Source organism: Novosphingobium sp. HNCC26DJ243, assembly GCF_057180545.1.
Genome location: NZ_JBXUGN010000006.1, coordinates 133839 through 155659 on the forward strand (window position 1 = coordinate 133839; position 21821 = coordinate 155659).

Sequence of the window (21821 nt, forward strand, 5' to 3'; positions counted from 1 at the left end):
GCCCTCCTACCCGGCGGACGGCGCTTTTGCCTTTCGCCCCGTGCCCAGATGGCGGAATTGGTAGACGCACCAGCTTCAGGTGCTGGCGCTCGCAAGGGCGTGGAGGTTCGAGTCCTCTTCTGGGCACCATTTTTCTTTCCGGACGCATCCGCAAGCGTCCGGAAAAATCCAAGAAAGCAAAGGCTTCCAGCCAGTTTGGCGTCCATCGTCATCCGGCCGAATTCGTTGAAATTGGCGGTACATGACGGTATATCTGACGGTATCAAAACCGACAGAGGTGGCACCATGCTGACCGATCTGGCCGTCCGAAAAGCCGCGCCGCGCGACTAGCCCTACAAGCTCTCTGACGGGGGCGGACTGTACCTGCTGGCCACGAAGGCGGGTCAGCGATACTGGCGGATAGACTACCGGTTCGGTGAAAAGCGGGCCACTGCGGCACTCGGAGTTTATCCGACAATCACTTGGCCGAGGCGCGAGCCAAGCGACTGGAGATCAAGAAGCAGATCGCCGAGGGGATCAATCCTGCCGCCAAGCGCAAGATCGACAAGATCACCGGGCCGCTCGCCAATGTGAACAGCTTCAAGGCCGTGGCGGAAGAATGGCTCGACAAGGCCCGACGCGAGGGCCGTGCCGATGTGACCGTGGGCAAGCTGACATGGCTGCGCGAATTCGCCTACCCCATCATCGGCGACCGCAAGATCGGCGAGATCAAGGCCCCCGAACTGCTGGCAGTCCTGCGCGCGGTTGAAAAGCGCGGCCATTACGAAAGCGTGCGTCGTCTGCGCAGCACCTGCGGACAGGTCTTCCGCTATGCCATCGCCACCGGCCGCGCCGACCGGGACGTTTCAGCAGACCTGCACGGTGCACTGATCGTGCCCAAAGTCACGCACCGCGCCGCTATCACCACGCCGAAGGAAGCGGGCGATCTGCTGCGCGCGATCGATGCCTATTCAGGCTATCCGGTCACCCATGCGGCGCTAAGGCTCGCCCCTTACGTCTTCGTGCGCCCTGGCGAACTGCGGCAGGCCGAATGGAGCGAGTTCGACTTCACCCGCAACATCTGGACCATCGCTGCCGACAAGACCAAGATGCGCGTCGCGCACCGCGTGCCGCTCAGCCGCCAAGTGCTCGCCATCCTGGAGGAACTGCGCGAAATCAGCGGCAATCGCCGTTACCTGTTCCCCGCCCAAGGCAAGCGCGACCGGCCCATGTGCGAAAACACGATCAACCTCGCGCTGCGGCGGATGGGTTTCGATGGCACCACGATGACCGCCCACGGCTTCCGCGCCATGGCCAGCACGCTGCTGAACGAACAGGGCCACTGGAACCCCGACGCGATCGAGCGCCAGCTCGGCCATGCCGAGACCGATGACGTCCGCCGCGCCTACGCGCGCGGCGAGCACTGGGATGAGCGGATCAGGATGATGCAGAGCTGGGCGGACTATCTCGACCAGTTGCGTTCCGGCGCAAAGGTCCTGCAAGGCAGCTTCCGCAAGCCGGTCGGTGCCGCGATTTCTGGATGAGGTGGGGCTGGCTGGTCACTTTGGTCAGGTTTAAAGCATCGTCACAATGAACGATTCTTCTTCAACCGAATTTCGAGAATCCGGAGCCAGACGCTTTTCGGGTGCCTTTAAGGCACAGCTTCCCGACTTGGAACGGATTCTCGCAGGTATCCCTGCCGATGAGGCTGGCGTTCGGATCACCGGCCTAAGCGAGCTTAAGTCCGTTGCCTGTCCAGAAGGCTATCTAGGTTCTATCGCGGCGAAAGCACTGGGGCCAAAGGCTAAACCAGTACGCGCACTGCTATTCAACAAGACCCAATCATCAAACTGGTCGCTTGCCTGGCACCAAGACCGAACCATTTGCGTGAAGGAGCGGCACGAAATGCGAGGGTTCGGCCCGTGGACCATTAAGCAAGGCATTCTTCATGTCGCCCCGCCATTTGAGCTCCTTGAACGAATGGTCACGCTTCGCGCTCATCTCGACGATGTTCACGAAGACAACGCCCCGCTTATGATTGCGAAGGGTTCGCATTTGCTTGGCAAGTTATCGGTGGGAGAAGTCAATACTGCGGTTCTGCGCTGCGAGACAGCGGCTTGCCTGGCCGAGGCAGGCGATGTTTGGCTCTATTCCACTCCCATCCTGCACGCATCAAAGGCTGCCGCCAAACCTAAGCAGCGTCGCGTACTGCAGATTGATTACTCGGTCGATGGCTTGCCGGGCGCCTTGGATTGGCTGGGGATTTAATCTTCCCGATCGGGAAGATTTTACTGAAATGTAGCTCAGGCAAGCCCATTCTTCCCGATCGGGAAGAAATGCTCTTGAAACTCTGCAGCACATATGAGAACTTCCCGCTCGGTAAGAATGACATGATCGACAACGCAACCCAATTCGGCGCAGCCGTCGCCTCGGCCCGCAAGGCCCTTGGCCTTACCCAGCGGGAACTGGCGCTCGCCATCAACAGCGGCGAGCGCTTCATCGTCGATCTGGAAGCTGGGAAGCCCACCGCCCAGCTCGGCAAGGCACTCGCCGCCGCCAAGGCCGTCGGCTTGCGGCTCACCGCCACCGGCATTTCGCAGGCCTGATGGTGGACCTTCCGGTTCACCACGAAGACCGTCTGGTCGCCACGATCAGCGCCGACGCGAAGGCAACCTACCTTGCCTATGCGGATGCCTGGGGTTCATCCGCCGACAGCTTCCCTGTCTCGCTGGCCATGCCGATACGGCCAGAGCCGTATGAGGGAGAACAGGTTCTCCCCTGGCTGATGAACCTCCTACCGGAAGGCGAACCGCTGCGCGCGATGACGCGGGCGCTCGGCGCGGCACCGGAGGACGCACTCGGCCTGATCGCGCAGACCGGCAACGATCTGGCAGGCGCGCTCAGTATCGCGCCGCAGCAACCGCGCGGCAAGCCCGGCTATCGTCTGATCCCGGACGGCGGTTCACTGGAGCGGATCATCGAGGAACTGCCAGTGCGGCCCTTCCTGGTGGGCGAAGACGGTGTCTCGATGAGCCTTGCCGGCGCGCAGGAGAAGCTGCCGGTCACAGTCATCGACGGTCAGATCGCCGTGCCGATCAACGGCGCGGCGTCGACGCACATCCTCAAGCCCGACAATCCGCGCCTGCCCGGCAGCGTCCAGAATGAGGCGCTATGCATGCTTCTCGCCCGCCGCATCGGCCTCAATGTCGCGCCGGTGACAACGGGCGTTGCAGGGGAACGCAGCTACCTGCTGGTCGAGCGCTATGACCGGACGGGTACCGGCAACAACGTGCGCCGCCTGCATCAGGAGGATTTCTGCCAGGCCCTCGGCCGTCCGCCCGCCGCCAAGTATGAGTTCAACGGCACCGGCACGCGCGGTCCTTCGATTGCAGACATGTTCGCCCTCGTCCGCCAGCATATGACCGCGCGCGACATCACCCGACTGCTCGACGCCGTGATCTTCAATATCGCGATCGGCAACGTCGACTCGCACGCCAAGAACTACTCGATCCTGCTCGGTCCGGGCGCGCCGCAACTTGCCCCGCTTTATGATCTAATGTCCGGCCTCGCTTGGGCGAATATCACCCAGAACCACGCCCAGGCGATCGGCGAGCAGCGCCGCGGCCGCCACATCTACGGTCGCCACTGGCGGCGCATGGCCGAAGCCGCAGGGCTGGCAGCGCGGGGGACGGTGCAGCGGGTGGAACAGGTGACGGCACGGTTGCTGCGCGAGTTGCCCGCTGCGGTCGAGGAGGTGGCAGCCATGGCTGCTGGCTCGACCATGCTGGGCATCTTCGCAAAGGAGATCGAGGAACGGGCGACCGAGGTCAGAGCGCACGCCGAAAAGGAAGGCCTGCCCCACACCGCTGAAGTGCCGACAGACGACGTACCGACGATAGGCGCAAGCGCCTATTCTGCCGACAGGGAAGCGGGAGCGTCATGACCAAAGGCATCTTCGTTCATCGCACCGACTCGATCTACGACGACAGCCCGGCGGAGCAGTATCAGTTCCCGCGCCAATACCTGACCCGCGTCAGTGCCTGCATTGGCGATTGGATCATCTACTACGAGCCGAGCAAGATCCGCGACACGCGCGGATACTTCGCGGTGGCCAAAGTAGCTCATGTCGTGCCGGACCCGACCGCCAGGGACATGTATCTCGCCCTCATCGAACCCGGGACCTACCTGGACTTCCCCAACCCGGTGGCGTTCAACGGTCCCCTGGGGCTAGTCGAACGCGGAGTTCTCAACGAGCAGGGCAAGATTTCGGGCCGAGCCCAATCCGCAGTCCGGCCGCTATCCATCGAGGACTTCAACCGCATCATCGACCTTGGCCTCGCGGAAGATGACAGCTTCCTGCCGAGGATCGATGAGACGCCCGAAAACCTGCTGCGCGAGGAGCGCTCACCGTTCCAGTTCGAGATCGAGCGCGACCGTGTGGCAAATCTCGGTTCACGACTGGTCCGTGACCGTCTGTTCCGTCGTCGTGTTGTCGAGGCCTATGATGCCCGCTGCGCGGTAACCGGGCTGAAGCTGATCAATGGCGGCGGCCGCGCTGAGGTCGAGGCCGCCCATGTCAGGCCCGTGGATCGTGGCGGGCCGGACATCGTGACTAATGGGATTGCCCTTTCAGGAACTGTCCACTGGATGTTCGATAGGGGCCTGATCGGATTGAATGACGACCTTGAGATTCTCGTTAGCCGGCAGGCGAACGACCCCGAAAGCATCCGCTCGCTGATCAACAGGACCGGCTTCGCCATCCCACCACAGCGACCGCTAGAGCGCCCGCATCCGGCCTTCCTGGCCTGGCATCGAGAGCATTGTTTCAAGCACTCACAAAACCTGCATCAGGCGCCGCAGCGGCTGCGACTCCTCAGGAATGTGATTCAGTGCCGCCTAGCCTGTTGCAGGAAAATGGTCGGCCTGAATCTCTAAAGCTGGGCACAGTGTAGAGCACACCGTACGCCGCCAGGCGGCAGCAATGGAATATAAACCATTGGTATAACCTGAATTTGTTCCTTCTATGAAGGAGCAAGATCGATGTCAACGAATGGCCATGTGGTAACGCCAAAAGCGGTCGAAATTGAAGGATCGAATCGGCGTCGTCAGAACGGAATTACGAGCGCAAAGGTCAGGCTCGACGGCAACATCGCCCGGCGCAAAGTCAAAGCCAAGGAGTTCTTCTGGTGGGATACCGAGCTGCCCGGCTTTGGCCTCAGGACCTTCGCTGCAGGTTCGAAGAGCTGGTTCGTTCAGTTCCGCCAGCGCGGCAAGCAGAAGCGGGTCACACTCGGCCGCCCACCTGAATTAGGCGCGGAGGAGGCGCGCGTCTTGGCGCGCGCGCAGTTGGCCAGCGCCCGCGAGTTCAATCGCCTTGCGGCAAGTCTGCGTGCATTCGAGGAAAGCGACCCGATCGCGGTCCAGGCTATTCGGTTGCTGATCTACACTGGCGCGCGGCACGGCGAAGTGGTGGGCCTTCGCTGAGAATGGGTGCAGCCGCCGCGCTTGATGTTGCCAGACAGCAAGACCGGGGCGAAAATCGTCTACCTAAATCGGCAGGCTCAGGCCGTCCTTGCTGCCCTGCCGACAAAGGCCGAAACGGGCCTCGTCTTCCCGTCGGTACGCGGCGACAACCCGAACCATCACACTTGGTAACGCCAATGTCCTGAGCAAGACCCAGGCTCTGACCGTCGCGCGGCGGATTCTGCTGCGTGCCCAGGTAGGCGAAGACCCGGCGACAAAGCGCAAGGAAGCCCGAAAGGTCCCGACTTACGACGACTTCCTTACGCTGTACTGGAAGCAGGCCGCCGCGAAATGGAAGCCGAGCACATGCAGGACTCATAACTACTATCGTCGCCGGCACCTCGACCACGCTTTCTTCGGCATGTTCATCGACGAGATCGAACAGTCGCATGTGCTGACCTGGTTCAACAAAGTCTCGATCAACGCTGGCCCCGGCGCGGGCAATCGCTGCTTCGAGATCCTGCGCTCGATGTTCAACCATGCCGAGCGCTGGGGGATGCGCCCCGAAGGCAGTAACCCTTGCGCCTACATTCGGCCCAACAAGCGCCGCAAGTGCGAACGGTTCCTCTCCAATCAAGAGATTGTGCGACTGGGCGAGGTGCTGAACCGCAGAATCCATAGTCAACCGCTGCATGCGACGATCATCTATCTGCTCCTCCTTACTGGCTGTCGGAGTTCCGAAATTACGGACCTCACCTGGAGCGAAGTGAGGGGCGGGCGGTTGCTGTTGCACGACAGCAAGACCGGTCCTCGCACAGTCTGGCTCGGCGACGAGGCGCGGACGCTGCTTGCCTCACTCGAACGACGCGGCGGATCCGATCCAGTGTTCTGGAACAAGCTGACCCGGCGTCCTGTCTGCAGCATCGACGCGGTCTGGAAAGTCGTGAAGGCCGAGGCCAATCTGCCCGGAGTCCGGATCCATGACTTGCGGCACAGCTTTGCCAGCCATGCCGCTGCTCGCTCAGAGACACTGCCGATGATCGGCAAACTCCTCGGCCACGCGCGGTTGCAGACCACCTCTCGCTATGCGCATCTCGATGATGGCCCCGTTCTCGACGCGGCGGAGCGGATCGGCGAACTCATAGCCGATGCTATGAGCGAGGACCATTCATTGAACTATAATACTATGTGTGATAATGGGGCGCTGATCCATGACCGGTAAACCACGAACCCGCATTTACAAGAACCGCTGGTTCGCGAAGTTCGCAAGCCGAGAAAGGATCAGCGACGCGACGCTTGTCGCGGCCATCGATCAAGCCAATCGCGGTCTGATCGATGCCGATCTCGGCGGCGGCCTGATAAAGCAGCGCGTCGCGCGCGAAGGTGGAGGCAAGTCCGGTGGCTACCGCACGCTGGTCTTCTTCCGCCAGGAAGAGAGAGCCATATTCGCCTTTGGCTTCGCCAAAAGCGACAAGGCCAACCTCAGCGCGGCCGAGCTAAAGGTCTACAAGCAGGCCGCGAAGATCGTGCTCGCGCTGACGCAGGCGCAGATCGATACGGAAGTGAGCGAAGAGAGGCTGTTCGAGGTGAATGAAGATGCCCAGGACCTATAAGAGCGAAGCGCTAGCTGCCGTTCACGAGATGATGGAGGGACTCCACGAAGGCGGAGCCATCGACAAGCGCACGTTGCGCGAGTTCGACGATACGTGCCTTGCCCCGGCGGCGGCGCTCCAGCCTGAGGAGATCAAAGCGATCCGTGAGGCTGAGCATGTCTCGCAGCCAGTGTTCGCGCGCTATCTCAACGTGTCAAAGAATCTCGTTTCCGATTGGGAACGAGGGAAGAAGCGGCCTGGGGGGCCTGCGCTGAGGTTGCTATCGATTGTTCAGCGCAAGGGATTGGAAGCAATCGCGTAGGCGGCTTGTGGGGACAGTCCGGAAAGTCCGGTTTCAGGAGAGAAGCTTGGGATAGCGGACATCCTGAACGGCGAGCTGGCGTGTCAGCTTGGCGCCCTAATCTCGGTCATTAAGCGCCTTGTGCGCCTTTCCAAAAAGCGGTCATTGCGGGTGCAATAGCGAGCGCCTTTTTAAGTGCGATAGAACACCGCAGCGGTGCCTAGGGCATGTTTTCTCGGCATGGTAATTGCGCGGGCTTTATCACTGGACAATTTCTTTATCGAGTTTGCTGTCTATAAAAGAGCTTTTGCTCAGTCTTTTCGCTTGGTCAGGCTAGATGTTATGATCGTAGTGACTTACTTGGGGGATAAGTAGCGTTAGGTTATCAAAACATCCGGGAGGCTACAGTGATGTTTGATTTTCTCCGCAAGCAGTTCGTCGATGTCATCGAATGGCTTGAGCGGCCCGGTAAACTGGCATGGCGCGTGCCCTTTGCCGATCGCGAAATCCAGCACGGCGCGCAGCTGACGGTGCGCGAGGGCCAGATCGCAGCCTTCGTCGACGAGGGCCGCGTGGCGGACTATTTCGGCCCAGGCCTGCACACGCTGGAGACGGCCAACCTACCGTTGCTGTCCAACCTGATGAACTGGGACAAGGCGTTCAAGTCGCCGTTCAAGTCGGACGTCGTGTTCCTCTCGCTCAAGGAACAGCACGGCCTCAAGTGGGGCACCGCGCAGCCCGTGACGGTGCGCGATGCCGAGTTCGGCGCACTGCGCCTGCGCGCATTCGGCTCCTATTCCTTCCGCGTGAACGAGGTCGCCCCGTTTGTCTCGCGCGTACTCGGGACGCTCGAAGGCGTCGCCGTGCCGACGCTCGAGCCGCAACTGCGCGCCGCGATCCAGACCGCGATGGCAACCGCGCTTGGCGGCAGCGGCATTGCCTTCCTCGATCTCGCCGCCAACCAGCAGGCGCTGTCCGACCGGATCAAGACCGAAGTCGACAAGGCCTTTGCGCAGTGGGGCCTCACCTGCCTGTCGTTCTACGTCGAAAGCGTCTCGCTGCCCGATGAGGTGCAGGCGCATCTGGACAAGGCGAGTTCGATGCGCGTGCTGGGGGATCTGGGCAACTACACCCGCTTTCAGGCCGCTGAAGCCATTGAAGATGCAGCGAACCAGGATGGCGGCGGCGTGGCCGGGATCGGTGCGGGCGTTGCCGCGGCCACTGCGCTTGGCGGCGCGATGGCGCAGGGGCTTGGCCGGGCAGCCGCGCCTTCTGCTCCCGAAGAGGACCCGCTTGCCACGATCGAAAAACTCCACAGGCTCGTCACGCTCGGCGCATTGAGCCAGCAGGAGTTCGATGCGAAGAAAGCAGAGCTGCTTTCGCGAATTCGCTGATTGCCGCAACGGGGGAACTGCAAGCGGTGCTGAACTGTCCGTCGTGCGGAGCGCAAGTGCCGGTGCGCGGGCCGTCCTTGCCCTATGGCACGTGCCCTTACTGTCAGACGCTGATCCTGCGCGAAGGCCTGCGCGTGGAGGACATGGGCAAGGTCGCGGTCCTGCCGTTCGACGTCTCCCCGATCCAGCTTGGCACCACCTTGGTTGCGGACGGACGCGGGATGACGGTCGTAGGCCGGGTGCGCTGGGCGTGGTCTGGTGGATCATGGACCGAATGGCTCGCCATTGCCGAGACCGGCGCGCAGTTCTGGCTGGCCGAGGCTGCGGGCATGTTCATGCTGACCGCCGAATGGCCGCAACTGCTCGATCAGCCCAAGGTCCGCGCTTTTGCACAGGGCGAGGCGATAACCCGGGGCGATGTGATCGAAGTTGAAGGCGGCCAGCTGTTTGCGAGCGATATCAAGCAGGTCGAATGTCTCGGCAGCGAAGGCGACCTGCCGATTTCCACGCTGGTAGGCACGCGCATGACCAGCATCGATTTCCGCTCCGCCAGCGGCGAAGTCCTCTCGCTTCAGCGCGACAAGACCGGGACCACCGCATGGTTCGGCGATAGCTGGGATCTGATGAGCCTGAAGCCCGGCAACTTGCGCCAGCTTGAGGGCTGGACGATCCCCGGAGAGCTGCGGTGAGTGGAGGAAAGGCCATAACCTGTCCGGCCTGCGGCGGCACCATCGAAGTGCGCGCCGCTGGTTTCTCGGTAAACCTGATCTGCCAGAACTGCGGCTCGGTTCTCGATGTCTCGCGGCCAGAAGTCGCGCTCATCCGGCGGCACGAGAAGGCGAAGGCCAGCTTCGCGCTTGAAATCGGCAAGCGCGGCACGGTGTTCGGGCAGGAGTGGGAAGTGGTCGGCGCGCTTCGTCGCAAGGACCAGATCACGATCTGGCAGGAGTTCCTGCTGTTCAACCCCTACCTCGGCTATCGCTGGCTGGTGGTGGCCGATGGCGAATGGCAGTTCGGCACGCCTCTGGCCGACCGTCCGCAGGGCGACCGCAACCGGGTGTTCTGGCGGGGCGAAAACTTCTCTCGGCTTGGGCGTGACCAGTCTACCTCGACCACGGCGGTAGCTGGCGAGTTCTACTGGCGGGTCAAGGCAGGCGACACCGCCAATGCCACCCTGTTCCAGTCGGGCGAGACGATCCTCTCGCGCGAGGTGTCGGACGGCGAGGAGAACTGGACGCAATTGGTCCCGGTTGATGAAACCGAGATCGAGCACGCCTTCGGCCTCAACCGCCGCAGCCTGCCCCGGCGCAAGGCGGCGCAGGGCCTGATGCAGTTCAAGGCGGCACCGGGTATGGAACAGGACGATCTTGGCCGCATGTTCCTGCTGGCCATGGCGGTCTCGCTCTTCGCCGCCATCGCCATGGCGCTGCTGGCGGGGCCAAGCACGAAGACAAGCTCCATGATCCAGGTCCCGGTCGGCGGGCAGATCGCGCCGGTCAAGATCGGCACGATCACCGTGCGCAGGCCGTGGCAATTCGTCACCGTCAACGCCGATACCAACATGTTCGAGAACCGCTGGGTCGATCTCGAATACAACCTCGTCGACCGTTCCAGCGAACAGTCCATCGACGCGTTCGGTCTCGTCGAGCACTACGCGGGCCGCGATTCCGACGGCTACTGGACCGAAGGCAGCTACCACGGCGACACTATGTTCGGTCACGTTCCGCGCGGCACCTACGACGTCTATGCCAGCGGCACTGCCCATGGCTGGCCGGTCGATCCCGTGCCAAGCGACGCCTGGGGGCAGGCCGAGACGATCAACGTCTGGGTCGAAGCCCGCACCGGCGCGATGTCGTGGGGCATGTGGTGGACGCTGGTCATCGCGCTCTTCCTCTGGCCCGTCTCGATCCTGTGGTGGAGGCACCGCGACAAATGACCAAGCGCCTGATCCTGTTCGCGATCCTGTGCTTCGGCCTGCTCGCCGCAGCCCTGTTTGCCGCGTTCAACGCCTTCTCGTTCTACAGCGACGACGAGGACCGCCCATTCGCATCCGGCCACGTCGGCCCCACCCACAAGTGATCCCGCGATCCTGAAAGGAGCCTGCATGCTCTCTGCCACCACCATCATCGCCACGATGCTCTATGCCGCGCTCGGCATCGTCATCTTCATCGTCAGCTTCGTGCTGGTGGACCGGCTGACCCCCGGCGAGCTGTGGCGCGAGATCATCGAGCGCAAGAACATGGCCGTCGCCCTGCTGGCTGGCGCGGTTGCCATCGGCATCTCGAACATCATCGCCGCCGCCGTGCATGGATGACATGCCCGAAGCCGCGACGGCAGGCGGGGGCGATGCCGCTCCTGCCTCGCTCGCGGTCATCCTGCTCGTTTCGGTTCTCGTCGTTGCCACTTGCGGTCTGATCTACGAACTGCTGGCGGGCACACTGGCAAGCTACCTGCTGGGCGACAGCGTCACCCAGTTCTCCACGGTCATCGGCACCTACCTCTTCGCGATGGGCGTAGGCAGCTGGCTCTCGCGCCATGTGCGCTCGGGCGAGATGGCGGTGTTCGTGCGGGTCGAGATCCTGATCGCCGCGCTGGGCGGATGGTCGGCGGCTGGGCTGTTCCTGCTGTTCCCGCTCGTCGGCGATTTCCGCGTCGTGCTCTATGCGCTGGTCATGGCAATCGGCGTGCTGGTGGGGCTGGAGATCCCACTGCTCATCCGCATCCTGCGCCACCGCTTCGCCTTCCGCGAACTGGTCTCGAACGTCCTGACCTATGACTACGTCGGCGCGCTGATCGCCTCGCTGCTGTTCCCGCTGGTGCTGGTGCCGCAGCTCGGCATGATCCGCACCGGCTTCGTCTTCGGTCTCGCCAATGTCGGCGTAGCCATCGCGCTGCTCTTCGCGCTGCGCAGGCAGGAGCGCATCGCGCGCGAAATGGTGGCCGCGCTGATCGTCACCGCCTCGCTCCTCGCAGGCCTCGCCTTCGCCGACAGGCTCCAGCGCATGAGCGAGGTCGCGTTCTACAACGAGCCGGTCGTCTATGCCCGCTCTACCCCCTACCAGCGCATCGTCATCACCCGCCGTGATGGAGACTTGCGCCTTTACCTCAACGGCAACCTCCAGTTCTCCACGCGCGACGAGTACCGCTATCACGAAGCGCTGGTCTGGCCCGTGCTGGGCCGCGTGGCGGCGCCCCGGCAGGTCCTGATCCTCGGCGGCGGCGATGGCCTTGCCGCGCGCGAGGTGCTGCGCGATGCCCGCGTCGGCCATGTCACGCTGGTCGATCTCGATCCCGAAATGGCCCGCCTGTTCCGCGACACGCCGCAACTTGCGCAACTAAACAGCCAGGCGCTCGCCTCGCCGCGCCTGACCATGGTCAACGCCGATGCCTTCCGCTGGGTGCGGGCGGAGCAACGCCGGTTCGACGCGATCATCGTCGATTTCCCCGATCCGACCGAGTTCTCGCTCGGCAAGCTCTACACCGAAAGTTTCTACCGCGAAGTCGCCCGCCTGCTTGCCCCGCAAGGCGTGATGACCGTGCAGAGCACCTCGCCGCTGATCGCCCCGCGTTCTTACTGGACCGTCGCCAGCACGCTCGAAGCCGCAGGGCTGATTGCGCGCGGCTATCACGCCTATGTGCCAAGCTTCGGCGAATGGGGCTTCACCATGGCCGCGCACCAGCCCATCGGCGATGCCGTGCGACTGCCGCCGCACTTGCGCTTCCTTGATCCCGCAGCCGAGCGCGCAATGTTCGATTTCCCGCCGGACATGGCGCGGCGGCCAACGCCAGTGAACCGGCTCGACAATCAGGCCCTCGTGCGCAGTTTTGCCGAGGAATGGGGACGCTATGAAGGTTGAGTCGACCCGTCGGCAAGTGATCGGCGCGGCGCTGGCGGGATGGGGTGCGGACCTGCTGTCCGGCTGCACGACAGCAAACTTCCGCGGAGAACTGGGCGGCGCAGATTGGCAACGTGGCCACCTGATCCGCGAAGGTAAGTTTCCCGCCCCCACCGGCCCGGTCGAGGACATCGGCGTGCTGATCGCCGGCGGCGGGATCGCCGGGCTCTCCACCGGCTGGCGTCTGGCCGAAGCAGGTTTTGCCGATTTCATCCTCTGCGAACTGGAAGACACCCCCGGCGGCAACGCCCGCTCCGGGCGCAATGCAGTCAGCGCCTATCCCCTCGGCGCGCACTACCTGCCGGTCCCGAACCGCGAGGCCCGCGCGCTGCGCCACATGCTCAGGCAATTCGGCATGATCGTGGGCGAGGAGCAGGGTGCACCGGTCTATGATCCGCTGCAACTCTGCGCCGACCTTGAGGAACGCCTGCTCTGGCGCGGCAAGTGGCAGGAAGGCCTCTACCCGGCATCCGCCCTGACGCCCGACGACCGCACACAGCGCAACCGCTTCGATGCTGCAATGGCCAAGTTCCGCAGCGCTACCGGCAACGACGGCAAGCCCGCCTTTGCCGTTCCGATGGCCCTGTCCAGCGAAGACCCGAAGTACCGCGCGCTGGATCAGCAGTCCTTCGCCCACTGGCTCGATGCACAAGGCTATACATCGCAACCCTTGCGCGCCTACCTGCGCTACTGCGTCCGAGACGATTACGGCACCGAGCCTGAACGCGTCTCGGCTTGGGCAGGAATCCATTATTTCGCCGGGCGTCGCGGCTGGGCAGCGCGCGGCGATGGTGACCGCGAACTGACATGGCCCGAAGGCAATGGCCGCCTTGCCGCGTTGCTCGCCGAGCGCCTGTCCGGCCACATCAGACCCGCGCAATCGGTGGTCCGCGTTGTTCAAGACGGCGACAAGGTGCTGGCCGACGTCTTCAATCACCGCCAGCAACAGACCCGCCGCATCTGCGCCCGCGCCGCCGTGCTCGCCATGCCGCACTTCGTCGCCGCCCGCGTTGCGCCCGATTTCGCAACCAAGGATGGCTTCGCCTACGCCCCGTGGGTCGTCGCCAACGTCACCGTCAATCGCCCACCGGCAGGGAAGGGCACGCCGCTCGCATGGGACAACGTCTCCGCCGCCAGCGAGAGCCTGGGCTATGTCGTCGCCACCCACCAGACGTCGTCTGCGGGCAGCGGCCCCACCGTGCTCACATGGTACATGCCGCTCAGCCGCGAAACGCCCGCTCAGGCGCGCAAGATCCTGATGACGCGTTCGCTGGAGGCATGGCAGGCCATCATCGCCGACGATTTGCTCGCGATGAACCCGGACCTTGCCGGAGCCATCGAGCGCATCGACGTATGGCGCTGGGGCCATGCCATGGCCGGCCCTACGCCCGGCTTCCTCGATGATCCCGCCCGCATAGCCGCCGCCCGGGGCAAGCCGCCGGTCTGGTTCGCCCACTCCGACATCTCCGGCCTTTCGCTGTTCGAGGAAGCCCATTATCGCGGCGTTCTCGCAGCCGAAGGCGTGCTCGCCCATCTCGCGCATCTGTTCGAAAGTCTCGCCTGACATGGCCCACCCGCCCGGCACCAGCGTGCACCTGATCGCCGATCTCGCGCAATGCCACGGGCTGGGCGATGCCGCACTGATCGAACAGGCTCTGCGCGAGGCGGCGAGCGCCGCAAACGCCCGCATCGTCGGCCTGCATATGCACCACTTCGGCGAAGGCATGGGGCTCACCGGTGTCGCTATGCTCGCGGAATCGCACATTTCAATCCACACATGGCCCGAAGAAGGCGTAGCGGCAGTCGATCTCTTTGTTTGCGGCGAGAACGCAGATGCGGAAGCGGGGCTTGATGTAATCGTCCAGCAACTTGAAGCTCTGATCACCAGTAAGCATGTCGTCAGGCGCCTTTAATGCTAATCAAGGAAGGTCTTTTCTCGAACCGGAGGAAAGCATAACCAAATAGCTAGAGTCAGGAATTTTACACCGCTGCAAGGCCGAAAGTGGACCTGCTGCTTTAGCTGACGGCTGGCAAAGAGTTGCCATTCAGCAACCGGCCCAGTAGCTGACATGATGCTCGGCTGAATGAACGGCAGATCCACTTACTATGCGACAGGACCTGAAACGACCGGGCTGAAGGCGGAACCGGTTGCATCCCCGACTTCGTCCTTAAAAACTGATAAGTTAGCAACCGGCCAATAGTGCCAGCAATCAGGTTGGAAACGGCTAGCTCAATTCGTGGCAAATCGAATCGTGGCGGCCATCAGGCGAAAATTTCACGGTCTCTGATCTTCCGCGTTACGGTCCAGTATTCCTTCCACCACGGGTCCGTGCCGCTTAGCATTGGGGGTTTGCGCAACACCATCGGCTTACCGTCACGCTTGGCATCGTCCATTGCAACGCGGAAGTGATAAGCGTCGAAGATGCGTAGCGCCTCGACCATGTAGGCAGTGGCGATCTTGGGGTTCTTGATCAGCAGCAGGTTCTCGCCATTGGTGCAGTCGGCTGAGTATGAGAAATTGTAAGATCCGCACCATACCCGCGCACTGGGCTTGTCGAAATCTAGCACTATAAACTTGTGGTGCATGTTGGTGCCCCCGCCCGCGCTGACCTCGACCTTGAACGGCGGCGGCAACTTGCCGGTCAGCCGACTGAAATAGACCGGCGCAGGGTTGCCATCGGGCTTGTGCAGCTCCACGCCGGTGCGCTTGTCCGAGATGCCGTAGGTGAACAGTGGGCCCTTCACGGCGCGCAGGACCGCTTCGCTCGCGGCGCCTGGCGTCTGCGACAGGAACGCGAGCGAAAACAGCACGGTCGACTGCGCGCTGTCGACATCCTGCGCGATGTCGTGGAGCGTAGCTTCAGTCTCCTTGTGCGGCGAGAAGGTCACCTTGGCGTCTACACCGGTGACATTTAGGTCGTGCCACTTGGGCGATTGCGAATCCTTGTAGCCCGCCTGATGCCAGTAATCGTCGAACGCCTGCAGCATCGGCTTGATCGCATCTGCCCCGGTCACCAAGATCGCATTGTTCGACTGCACGTAGAAGCCACGCCAGGTGTAGTTGGTGGAGCCATAGACTCCGTGCTTCACGGCACCGTCCACAACGATGGTCTTGTTGTGCTGCAACCGGCCCATGTGCTGGCGTTTGACCTGCACCCCTCTGGCGACGAGCCGCGCTTCAGCCTGCGCTTCGCCCGAGTGTGGTTCTTTGTGCTCGCCGCTGTCGTCTAGGATGATCCGCAGGCGTGCGCCCAGTGCTTCGAACTTCTCGATCACCAGCCGTTCCGACAAATCGTAGGCGACTACCGAGACAGTTGCGGTGGGATCGGCGATTGCCGCATCGAGAATAGCGAGGATTTCGCGCCGCGCCTCAAACCCCATCCATGCCAGCGCCTCGTCGGCCATCGGATGCGTCGGCACAAAACGCGGGCCGTCGGCCGCCTTCTTCGGTAGCAGCGTGGCAATGTCGCCAGCGCTCGCATAGCGATCGACGAACGCCTGCGAAGAGACGTAGCCGCGTGTGAATGTCACGTTGAGCTTGCCAGGATAGGTCTCGGTTGAAAGCGCCAGACTGGCGATTTGCGGTTCGCCTTGGCCCAGCATGCCGTCAGCGTCCATGAAGATCGGCGTGACCTTAAAGTCGAACTTGCCCGGTAGGTCGGCGTTGAAGGGGAAAACGATCCAGCGGAATTTCTGGATCGGGGCGGCGAGCGAGGGGAAGCTGCGGTCGCCGTGGGGGGTGGGCGTGCCATCGAAATTGAGCCGGTTTCGCGCAGTGAGGAAGAATCGACCGCCAGGTTCGCGGTACTGGATGCCGAAGCCGACAAAGTCGTCGGGCGGCTGGCCGTCTTTCCAGTTCATGGCGAGAAGCGCCATGCCTTCGCCACGATGCACTTTTAGCGTAAACAGCGCTGAGGAGTTCTTTCCTTTCGCGAGGTAATCAACAGCCATTGGAATCGCCCCCTTACTGCTTACCGACGCTATATCCTTATCAAAAAAGTATAGCGCTTCAAGAAGACAGTAGCGAGCTAAGTTCCTGCTTCTCGTTGGCACGTAACTTTCCAGCGCCGGCCAGTACAAGGCCTTTCGGCCTTACTAATCTGTTTTCGGACCGAGGAGCGCCGTCACTGGTTGCGTGAATGAATGGCCGGTCACGACGGCCGAGCGAAGCATCGTAAATGTCGTCTATTGCGGCGAGAGTTGTCGTTTTCTCTCAGATCAGTCTCGGTTACCTTCCCGTCCGGCTTAGTTGTTAGGGAGGCGCAGCTATCCCGGTCCACGGCAATCTAATTGCAGCCAAAAGATTCCCGGGATCGAACGGGGGAAGTTTTTGGTTTTTTCATAAGATAATGATTTAAAAATATAAAAATTGAACGATCGAATTACCACTATCGCTACCAACCAACAACTTCATGAGGACACCGTCGATCCGGTCCTTCTTGATGGCCTTCCGGAGATAAGCCTGATCGACGTCTGCCGGTTTCAGGCCTTTGAGCCGAGGCTTGGCGGCGCAGATACTGGCATCTTTCAACCTGCCTGTCGGATACCGCCTCTGCTACTCGTCACCCCCATTCTATACCCTGCGGCATGTGGAGGGCCGCGGACAGGCAAATCCTCGAGCCTCTGGGGCTTCTATCAACCACACCGGACTTCTGGGCCCGCTGGCAACGGAGACACGGCCGAGCGTCAGGTTGCCTTCTCGTCGAGGCGAGACTTGACCCGATAGGCGATCTGGCTGCGCGACATGCCGATCATCCTGGCCGCCTCGGACTGGTTGCCCTCGCAACGGTCCAGTGCCCCTGCGACCAGTTCATCGACCAGTTCGTCGTGCGAAAGCCCGAGCGACAGCAGGGTCTCGCGGATGGAAGCGGGCTTCGAATTTCTCGCGCGGGCCACGATGAAGTCTGCCAACGCGTCGTGCGAACGGTCGCTTTGCTGGTTCAGCGCGTGTCCGGCCATCATCAGGTGATGCACGCTGATTGCCTCGTCGTCGTTCGCGAGAATGACTCCGCGTTCGATCGTGTTTTCCAATTCGCGGATATTGCCGGGCCAGGCATAGTCGTTGAACAGCCGGATCAGGCTCTCGTCGAACGACAGGTTGGTCCTCCCATGCCGTTGGGAAAACTTGCGCAGAAAATGGTTGGCCAGGATCGGAATGTCCGCCCGGCGGTCGCGCAGCGGCGGTATCCAGATCGGGAAGGTGTTGAGACGATAGAGCAAGTCCGCCCGGAAGGTTCCCTTTTCGACATCCGAACTCAGATCGGCGTTGGTGGCGGCGATGATCCGCACATCGCAGCGGATGGTGCGGGTGCCGCCCACCCGTTCGAATTCGCCTTCCTGCAGCACGCGCAGCAGCTTGCCCTGCGCCGCGGGCGAAAGCGTGCCCACCTCGTCGAGGAATAGCGTGCCGCCCGAAGCCCGCTCGAAACGCCCTGCCCTGGCACCGTCCGCGCCGGTGAAAGCCCCCTTCTCCACCCCGAACAGTTCGGCCTCCACCAGCGTTTCCGGGATCGCCGCGCAGTTCAGCGCGACGAACTCCTTGTCGCTGCGCCGGCTCCGCCGGCGCAGTTCCCGCGCGAAGACTTCCTTGCCCACGCCGCTCTCGCCGAGGAAGAGCACCGGGACATCGGTTTTGGCCACCTTCTCGATCAGGTGCAGGGCAACGTTGAAACCGGGTGAGGCTCCCACCACCGTGCGGTTTTGCAAGCGCTCCGGTGGGGGCTGCGGGCCATCAGACTGTGGAGCCGTATAGGTTTCCGCACGGAACCAGCGCAGTTCCTTTTCCGGCTCGTCCCAGTCCTCCACCGGCTTGCCGATCAGATAGCAATGCGGATGCCCCATCGCGACGCACTGGATCTCGCGATAGACGATCGGCCGTCCGAAAAACGCCGACGAATAGCCGGCGGCGTAGCCGATCTGTTGCCACCCGCCGGGGTAGGGCCCGATGCCGATCTCGTCGCAGTGCGCCAGGCACTCCGCCGAATTGTGCCATTCATATTCGCAATAGAAATGGCCCGAATTGCGATCCGCGTCGAAAACAACCGGCACGACCTTTACCGACCCCATCAGCGCGTGGAGCTGCGGGCCGGCCGCATAACCTTCGAACAAGGACGCGTCTTTGCGCAAAGCGAGCGCTAGCCGGGCGTCGTTCGCGCCAATCGTGTAACCTATGCGGGACATTGTGGCACGCGCCTGCTCGTATCCAAGCGCGGAAATGAGTTCGCGCCGCAGGATCGCCAGACTGGCGTTGTCCGTCAGGACCATCCTCTGGCCATTGAGCATGATCTCGGCATTGTCCGGATCGAAACGGAATGAATCGTAGAGATCACGCAAGTCCGGATCCTGCGCCCGCTGGAAATGATCCACGAACGCATAAGCCGAATCCGGCTTGCCCCGTCTGGCAGCGCCCTTGGGCATCGCAATCTCCCCAATCCTCTAGCGCCTTTTGATGCGCAATTTTCTGCAACCAGACTGCGCAAAATTCCGCAGCGAAGCAAGTGTTCGAACCGGGGTTTCAAGCCCATTCCACCAAAAGTGCCGAAAATCGGCCGTCCTCGGGATTTGGCACAGACCCTGCATACAAGTGGCCAAACCACAAAGGGGGAGAGTGTAGTATGAACAAGAGGCATTTCCTGTGCGCGTCGAGCATTCTGGCCGTGGTCACCGGTGGCAGCGCCTGGGCGCAGGGCACCGGAGCCAACGCGGATTCAGGCGCCATTGCGGAGATCGTCGTTACCGCCCAGAAGCGCGCGGAAAACGTACAGGATGTTCCGATCGCGATTTCCGCCTTCACGTCCAGCGCGCTGCGCGAACGGGCGGTGGCCGACGTGTCGAGCCTCTCCAACATCTCGCCAAACGTCACGCTGGACGCGGGCACCCCCTTCTCGGGGTCCAGTTCCGTGCTTTCAGCCTATGTCCGCGGCATCGGCCAGAACGATTTCGCCGCCAACCTCGATCCGGGCGTGGGCGTCTATCTCGATGGCGTCTATCTTGCCCGCACCGTCGGAGCGAACCTCAACCTGCCCGACGTGGAGCGTATCGAAGTCCTCAAGGGACCACAGGGCACCCTTTTCGGCCGCAACACCATTGGCGGCGCCATATCCGTGGTCACGCGCGATCCCGGCAAGGTCTTCTCGTTCCAGGGTGACATCACCACCGGCCGCTACAACCGGCTCGACATCAACGCCAGCGTCGACCTGCCGATCACGGATCGGGTCGCGGTGTCGCTCACGGCCGCATCGCGGCACCGGGATGGGTACCTCAAGCGCATTCCCTTCCCGGGAGCGGGCCAGTTCGTCAACGATGAGGACGCGGCGTTTCGCTCCAACGGCTACGATCGCGCATCGAGCGAAGGCGGTCAGAGCGAGTGGACCTTGCGCGGCAAGCTGAAGTGGGAGGCGACCGACCGGCTGACTGTCCGTGTGTCCGGCGACTACCTCAGCCAGAATCAGCAGGGCACGGCGAACAAGCTGCTCGCGACCACGGAAAGCCAGCCCTTCATCTTCGCCCCCACCGCCGATCGCGCGCTGGTGATCCCCGGTCTCGGCGCAACAGGCCTTTACAATGGCGCTTCCGGCCTTGCTCCCAATGGCTTCAACTTTGCCGGTCTCTACAACTTCTGCATAGGATCGACAGCGGGCGAGATCGCCGCCCGCAACGCCACCGCCCTGTGCGGTCCGCGCGGCACGCCGCTGAACCCCGGGCAGCAGATCGGTGGGCTCGCCAGTGCGAATGTCGATGCCAACCCCGCCAACAATCGCCTTCCCTTCGACAGCCGCTACATCCTCGCCGATCCGGACAAGAGCTACGCCGCGGGCCTGAACTTCTCGCGCATGAAGGTCTGGGGCCTTGCCATGACGCTGGATTACGAACTTTCGGACAGCGTCGATGTCAAGTCCATCACCGGCTATCGCAAGCTGGACTGGGCGACCGGGCTGGACGCGGACGGATCGCCCGTGCGTGCGCTGGAATTCTCCTTCAGCCTTGCCAACTGGCAGTTCAGCCAGGAACTGCAGATCACGGGGCGGGCCTTCAACGACAAGCTTAAGTACGTTGTCGGCGGGTATTATTTCAAGGAGCGCAGCTTCCTTTCCGACTTCGTCACCTTTGACCAGGGCCTGCTGCAGATTTACGGTCCGAACCTGCTCCACACCGAAAACTATGCCTTCTTCGGGCAAGTCGACTACGAGTTCTCCCCGCTGATCTCGATCACCGTCGGAGGGCGCTACACGCACGAGAAGAAGGACTTCAACGGCGGCCAGAGCGACCTGAACGGGTTCAACTACAAACTGTTCAACTGCCCGGTCTATGGTGATCCATGTTCGACCCCGCTGGGCTTCCCCGACCCCAGCGAGCCGCTGCGATACTACGTGCCTGATACGCAGTACCGCTCCTTCAACAACTTCGCGCCCAAGCTCGGCATCCAACTTCATCCGACGCAGGGTGTGATGGTCTATGGTTCGTGGTCGAAAGGATACAAGACCGGAGGCTGGACCACCCGCCTGTCCAACCCCCTCAACTTTGCGCCCAGCTTTGATCCGGAAAAGGCCGAAAGCTTCGAAATCGGCTTCAAGTCGGAGTTCCTGAACCGTCGTGTCCAGCTCAATGGTGCGGCATTCACCACCAAGTACAACGGCATCCAGCTGAACTTCCAGCAGGGTGTCTCGCCGACGATCCAGAACGCAGGCGATGCCCGCATCAAGGGCTTCGAGCTCGAACTGGTGGCGGTGCCGGTACGCGGCCTGACGATAAACAGCTCGGTTGGCTATACCGACTCCTATTACACCAGCGTATTGCCGCAGGCGCAGGTTGCGCCAAATCCGCTTCAAGCCGGCGTCTTTGTAGGCGCACCGCTGCCCAAGACCCCGAAGTGGAAATTCAACGTAAGCCCGCGCTACGAATACGAGCTCGGCAACGGCGCGTCGGTTGTCGCGCTGGTCGACTACACCCGGACCAGCAAGATCTGGAACGACACCGAACGCGCCTATGCCCTGCTTCGGCATGCGGTCAGTTCGCTCAATGCAAGCATCTCCTACCGGGCGCCCGAGCAGAAGTGGTCGCTCACCGTAGGCGGCACCAACCTCACCAACGATCGCTACCTGGTCAGTGGCGGTAACCAGACCGCAGCCGGCCTGCTGTTCGGAACCTACAACCGCCCCACCGAATGGTACGCCACCCTCGGCGTCCGTTTCTGATG

General features: G+C 62.3%; 19 protein-coding genes, 1 tRNA gene and 1 pseudogene. 19 read left to right on the plus strand and 2 right to left on the minus strand.

What is annotated here, in order from left to right; all coding sequences use genetic code 11:
- Nucleotides 1-42 precede the first annotated feature (42 nt).
- The 18 genes and pseudogenes from AC2A04_RS15825 (at nucleotide 43) to speD (ending at nucleotide 14538) form a co-directional block, all read left to right on the plus strand.
- Nucleotides 43-129: transfer RNA gene (locus AC2A04_RS15825), tRNA-Leu, on the plus strand.
- Between the two features lie 156 nt (nucleotides 130-285).
- A pseudogene (locus AC2A04_RS15830) lies at nucleotides 286-1523 on the plus strand (tyrosine-type recombinase/integrase).
- A gap of 46 nt (nucleotides 1524-1569) precedes the next feature.
- Nucleotides 1570-2247, plus strand: a complete 678-nt coding sequence (locus AC2A04_RS15835; protein WP_484213321.1) for a phytanoyl-CoA dioxygenase family protein — start codon at nucleotides 1570-1572, stop codon at nucleotides 2245-2247.
- Nucleotides 2232-2585 (plus strand): helix-turn-helix domain-containing protein, encoded by a 354-nt coding sequence (locus AC2A04_RS15840; RefSeq protein ID WP_484213322.1) that lies wholly within the window; start codon nucleotides 2232-2234, stop codon nucleotides 2583-2585. Before AC2A04_RS15835 ends, AC2A04_RS15840 begins: the two co-directional genes overlap by 16 nt.
- Nucleotides 2585-3922, plus strand: a complete 1338-nt coding sequence (locus AC2A04_RS15845) for a HipA domain-containing protein (RefSeq protein WP_484213323.1) — start codon at nucleotides 2585-2587, stop codon at nucleotides 3920-3922. Before AC2A04_RS15840 ends, AC2A04_RS15845 begins: the two co-directional genes overlap by 1 nt.
- Nucleotides 3919-4914, plus strand: a complete 996-nt coding sequence (locus AC2A04_RS15850; protein ID WP_484213324.1) for an HNH endonuclease — start codon at nucleotides 3919-3921, stop codon at nucleotides 4912-4914. The genes AC2A04_RS15845 and AC2A04_RS15850 overlap by 4 nt, the downstream gene beginning before the upstream one ends.
- A gap of 105 nt (nucleotides 4915-5019) precedes the next feature.
- The gene (locus AC2A04_RS15855; RefSeq protein WP_484213325.1) at nucleotides 5020-5463 is read left to right on the plus strand and encodes an Arm DNA-binding domain-containing protein; all 444 of its coding nucleotides are present in this window, start codon (nucleotides 5020-5022) and stop codon (nucleotides 5461-5463) included.
- An 88-nt stretch (nucleotides 5464-5551) separates the two neighbouring features.
- On the plus strand, nucleotides 5552-6664 hold the full coding sequence (locus tag AC2A04_RS15860) for a tyrosine-type recombinase/integrase (protein ID WP_484213326.1): 1113 nt from the start codon (nucleotides 5552-5554) through the stop codon (nucleotides 6662-6664).
- Nucleotides 6654-7055, plus strand: a complete 402-nt coding sequence (locus tag AC2A04_RS15865) for a type II toxin-antitoxin system RelE/ParE family toxin (RefSeq protein ID WP_484213327.1) — start codon at nucleotides 6654-6656, stop codon at nucleotides 7053-7055. The genes AC2A04_RS15860 and AC2A04_RS15865 overlap by 11 nt, the downstream gene beginning before the upstream one ends.
- Entirely contained in the window at nucleotides 7039-7356 is a 318-nt protein-coding gene (locus AC2A04_RS15870) for a helix-turn-helix domain-containing protein (protein ID WP_484213328.1), read from the plus strand. The genes AC2A04_RS15865 and AC2A04_RS15870 overlap by 17 nt, the downstream gene beginning before the upstream one ends.
- A 389-nt stretch (nucleotides 7357-7745) precedes the next feature.
- Nucleotides 7746-8729 carry an SPFH domain-containing protein gene (locus AC2A04_RS15875; RefSeq protein ID WP_484213329.1) on the plus strand — a complete coding sequence of 328 codons (984 nt, stop codon included), beginning with the start codon at nucleotides 7746-7748 and terminating at the stop codon, nucleotides 8727-8729.
- A 26-nt stretch (nucleotides 8730-8755) separates the two neighbouring features.
- Nucleotides 8756-9418, plus strand: coding sequence for a DUF4178 domain-containing protein (locus tag AC2A04_RS15880; RefSeq protein WP_484213330.1), 663 nt, complete (start codon nucleotides 8756-8758; stop codon nucleotides 9416-9418).
- The gene (locus tag AC2A04_RS15885; protein ID WP_484213331.1) at nucleotides 9415-10665 is read left to right on the plus strand and encodes a DUF4178 domain-containing protein; all 1251 of its coding nucleotides are present in this window, start codon (nucleotides 9415-9417) and stop codon (nucleotides 10663-10665) included. Before AC2A04_RS15880 ends, AC2A04_RS15885 begins: the two co-directional genes overlap by 4 nt.
- Nucleotides 10662-10808: a hypothetical protein gene (locus AC2A04_RS15890; RefSeq protein ID WP_484213332.1), complete on the plus strand. Its 147-nt coding sequence runs from the start codon at nucleotides 10662-10664 to the stop codon at nucleotides 10806-10808. Before AC2A04_RS15885 ends, AC2A04_RS15890 begins: the two co-directional genes overlap by 4 nt.
- A gap of 25 nt (nucleotides 10809-10833) precedes the next feature.
- Complete coding sequence (locus AC2A04_RS15895) at nucleotides 10834-11043, plus strand: DUF350 domain-containing protein (protein WP_144907729.1); 210 nt, start codon at nucleotides 10834-10836, stop codon at nucleotides 11041-11043.
- Nucleotides 11036-12586, plus strand: a complete 1551-nt coding sequence (locus AC2A04_RS15900; protein WP_484213333.1) for a polyamine aminopropyltransferase — start codon at nucleotides 11036-11038, stop codon at nucleotides 12584-12586. Before AC2A04_RS15895 ends, AC2A04_RS15900 begins: the two co-directional genes overlap by 8 nt.
- Nucleotides 12576-14189 carry a flavin monoamine oxidase family protein gene (locus AC2A04_RS15905; protein ID WP_484213334.1) on the plus strand — a complete coding sequence of 538 codons (1614 nt, stop codon included), beginning with the start codon at nucleotides 12576-12578 and terminating at the stop codon, nucleotides 14187-14189. Before AC2A04_RS15900 ends, AC2A04_RS15905 begins: the two co-directional genes overlap by 11 nt.
- A gap of 1 nt (nucleotide 14190) precedes the next feature.
- Nucleotides 14191-14538 (plus strand): adenosylmethionine decarboxylase, encoded by a 348-nt coding sequence (gene speD / locus AC2A04_RS15910; protein WP_484213335.1) that lies wholly within the window; start codon nucleotides 14191-14193, stop codon nucleotides 14536-14538.
- 349 nt (nucleotides 14539-14887) lie between these two features.
- Here the strand turns inward: speD and AC2A04_RS15915 are convergent, their stop codons facing one another.
- On the minus strand, nucleotides 14888-16576 hold the full coding sequence (locus AC2A04_RS15915; RefSeq protein ID WP_484213336.1) for a phospholipase D-like domain-containing protein: 1689 nt from the start codon (nucleotides 16574-16576) through the stop codon (nucleotides 14888-14890).
- 735 nt (nucleotides 16577-17311) lie between these two features.
- Complete coding sequence (locus AC2A04_RS15920) at nucleotides 17312-19042, minus strand: sigma 54-interacting transcriptional regulator (protein WP_484213337.1); 1731 nt, start codon at nucleotides 19040-19042, stop codon at nucleotides 17312-17314.
- 197 nt (nucleotides 19043-19239) lie between these two features.
- Here AC2A04_RS15920 and AC2A04_RS15925 point away from each other — a divergent pair, with 197 nt between their 5' ends.
- On the plus strand, nucleotides 19240-21819 hold the full coding sequence (locus tag AC2A04_RS15925; RefSeq protein WP_484213338.1) for a TonB-dependent receptor: 2580 nt from the start codon (nucleotides 19240-19242) through the stop codon (nucleotides 21817-21819).
- Nucleotides 21820-21821 lie beyond the last annotated feature (2 nt).

What these genes read in the sequence shown, in the direction of transcription:
- AC2A04_RS15915 (WP_484213336.1), bottom strand. Translation starts at nt 16,576, where the DNA reads ATGGCTGTTGATTACCTCGCGAAAGGAAAGAACTCCTCAGCGCTGTTT.
- AC2A04_RS15920 (WP_484213337.1), bottom strand. Translation starts at nt 19,042, where the DNA reads ATGCCCAAGGGCGCTGCCAGACGGGGCAAGCCGGATTCGGCTTATGCG.
- AC2A04_RS15895 (WP_144907729.1), top strand. Translation starts at nt 10,834, where the DNA reads ATGCTCTCTGCCACCACCATCATCGCCACGATGCTCTATGCCGCGCTC.
- AC2A04_RS15835 (WP_484213321.1), top strand. Translation starts at nt 1,570, where the DNA reads ATGAACGATTCTTCTTCAACCGAATTTCGAGAATCCGGAGCCAGACGC.
- AC2A04_RS15905 (WP_484213334.1), top strand. Translation starts at nt 12,576, where the DNA reads ATGAAGGTTGAGTCGACCCGTCGGCAAGTGATCGGCGCGGCGCTGGCG.
- AC2A04_RS15890 (WP_484213332.1), top strand. Translation starts at nt 10,662, where the DNA reads ATGACCAAGCGCCTGATCCTGTTCGCGATCCTGTGCTTCGGCCTGCTC.
- AC2A04_RS15870 (WP_484213328.1), top strand. Translation starts at nt 7,039, where the DNA reads ATGCCCAGGACCTATAAGAGCGAAGCGCTAGCTGCCGTTCACGAGATG.
- speD (WP_484213335.1), top strand. Translation starts at nt 14,191, where the DNA reads ATGGCCCACCCGCCCGGCACCAGCGTGCACCTGATCGCCGATCTCGCG.
- AC2A04_RS15855 (WP_484213325.1), top strand. Translation starts at nt 5,020, where the DNA reads ATGTCAACGAATGGCCATGTGGTAACGCCAAAAGCGGTCGAAATTGAA.
- AC2A04_RS15925 (WP_484213338.1), top strand. Translation starts at nt 19,240, where the DNA reads ATGAACAAGAGGCATTTCCTGTGCGCGTCGAGCATTCTGGCCGTGGTC.
- AC2A04_RS15875 (WP_484213329.1), top strand. Translation starts at nt 7,746, where the DNA reads ATGTTTGATTTTCTCCGCAAGCAGTTCGTCGATGTCATCGAATGGCTT.
- AC2A04_RS15865 (WP_484213327.1), top strand. Translation starts at nt 6,654, where the DNA reads ATGACCGGTAAACCACGAACCCGCATTTACAAGAACCGCTGGTTCGCG.
- AC2A04_RS15850 (WP_484213324.1), top strand. Translation starts at nt 3,919, where the DNA reads ATGACCAAAGGCATCTTCGTTCATCGCACCGACTCGATCTACGACGAC.
- AC2A04_RS15845 (WP_484213323.1), top strand. Translation starts at nt 2,585, where the DNA reads ATGGTGGACCTTCCGGTTCACCACGAAGACCGTCTGGTCGCCACGATC.
- AC2A04_RS15900 (WP_484213333.1), top strand. Translation starts at nt 11,036, where the DNA reads ATGGATGACATGCCCGAAGCCGCGACGGCAGGCGGGGGCGATGCCGCT.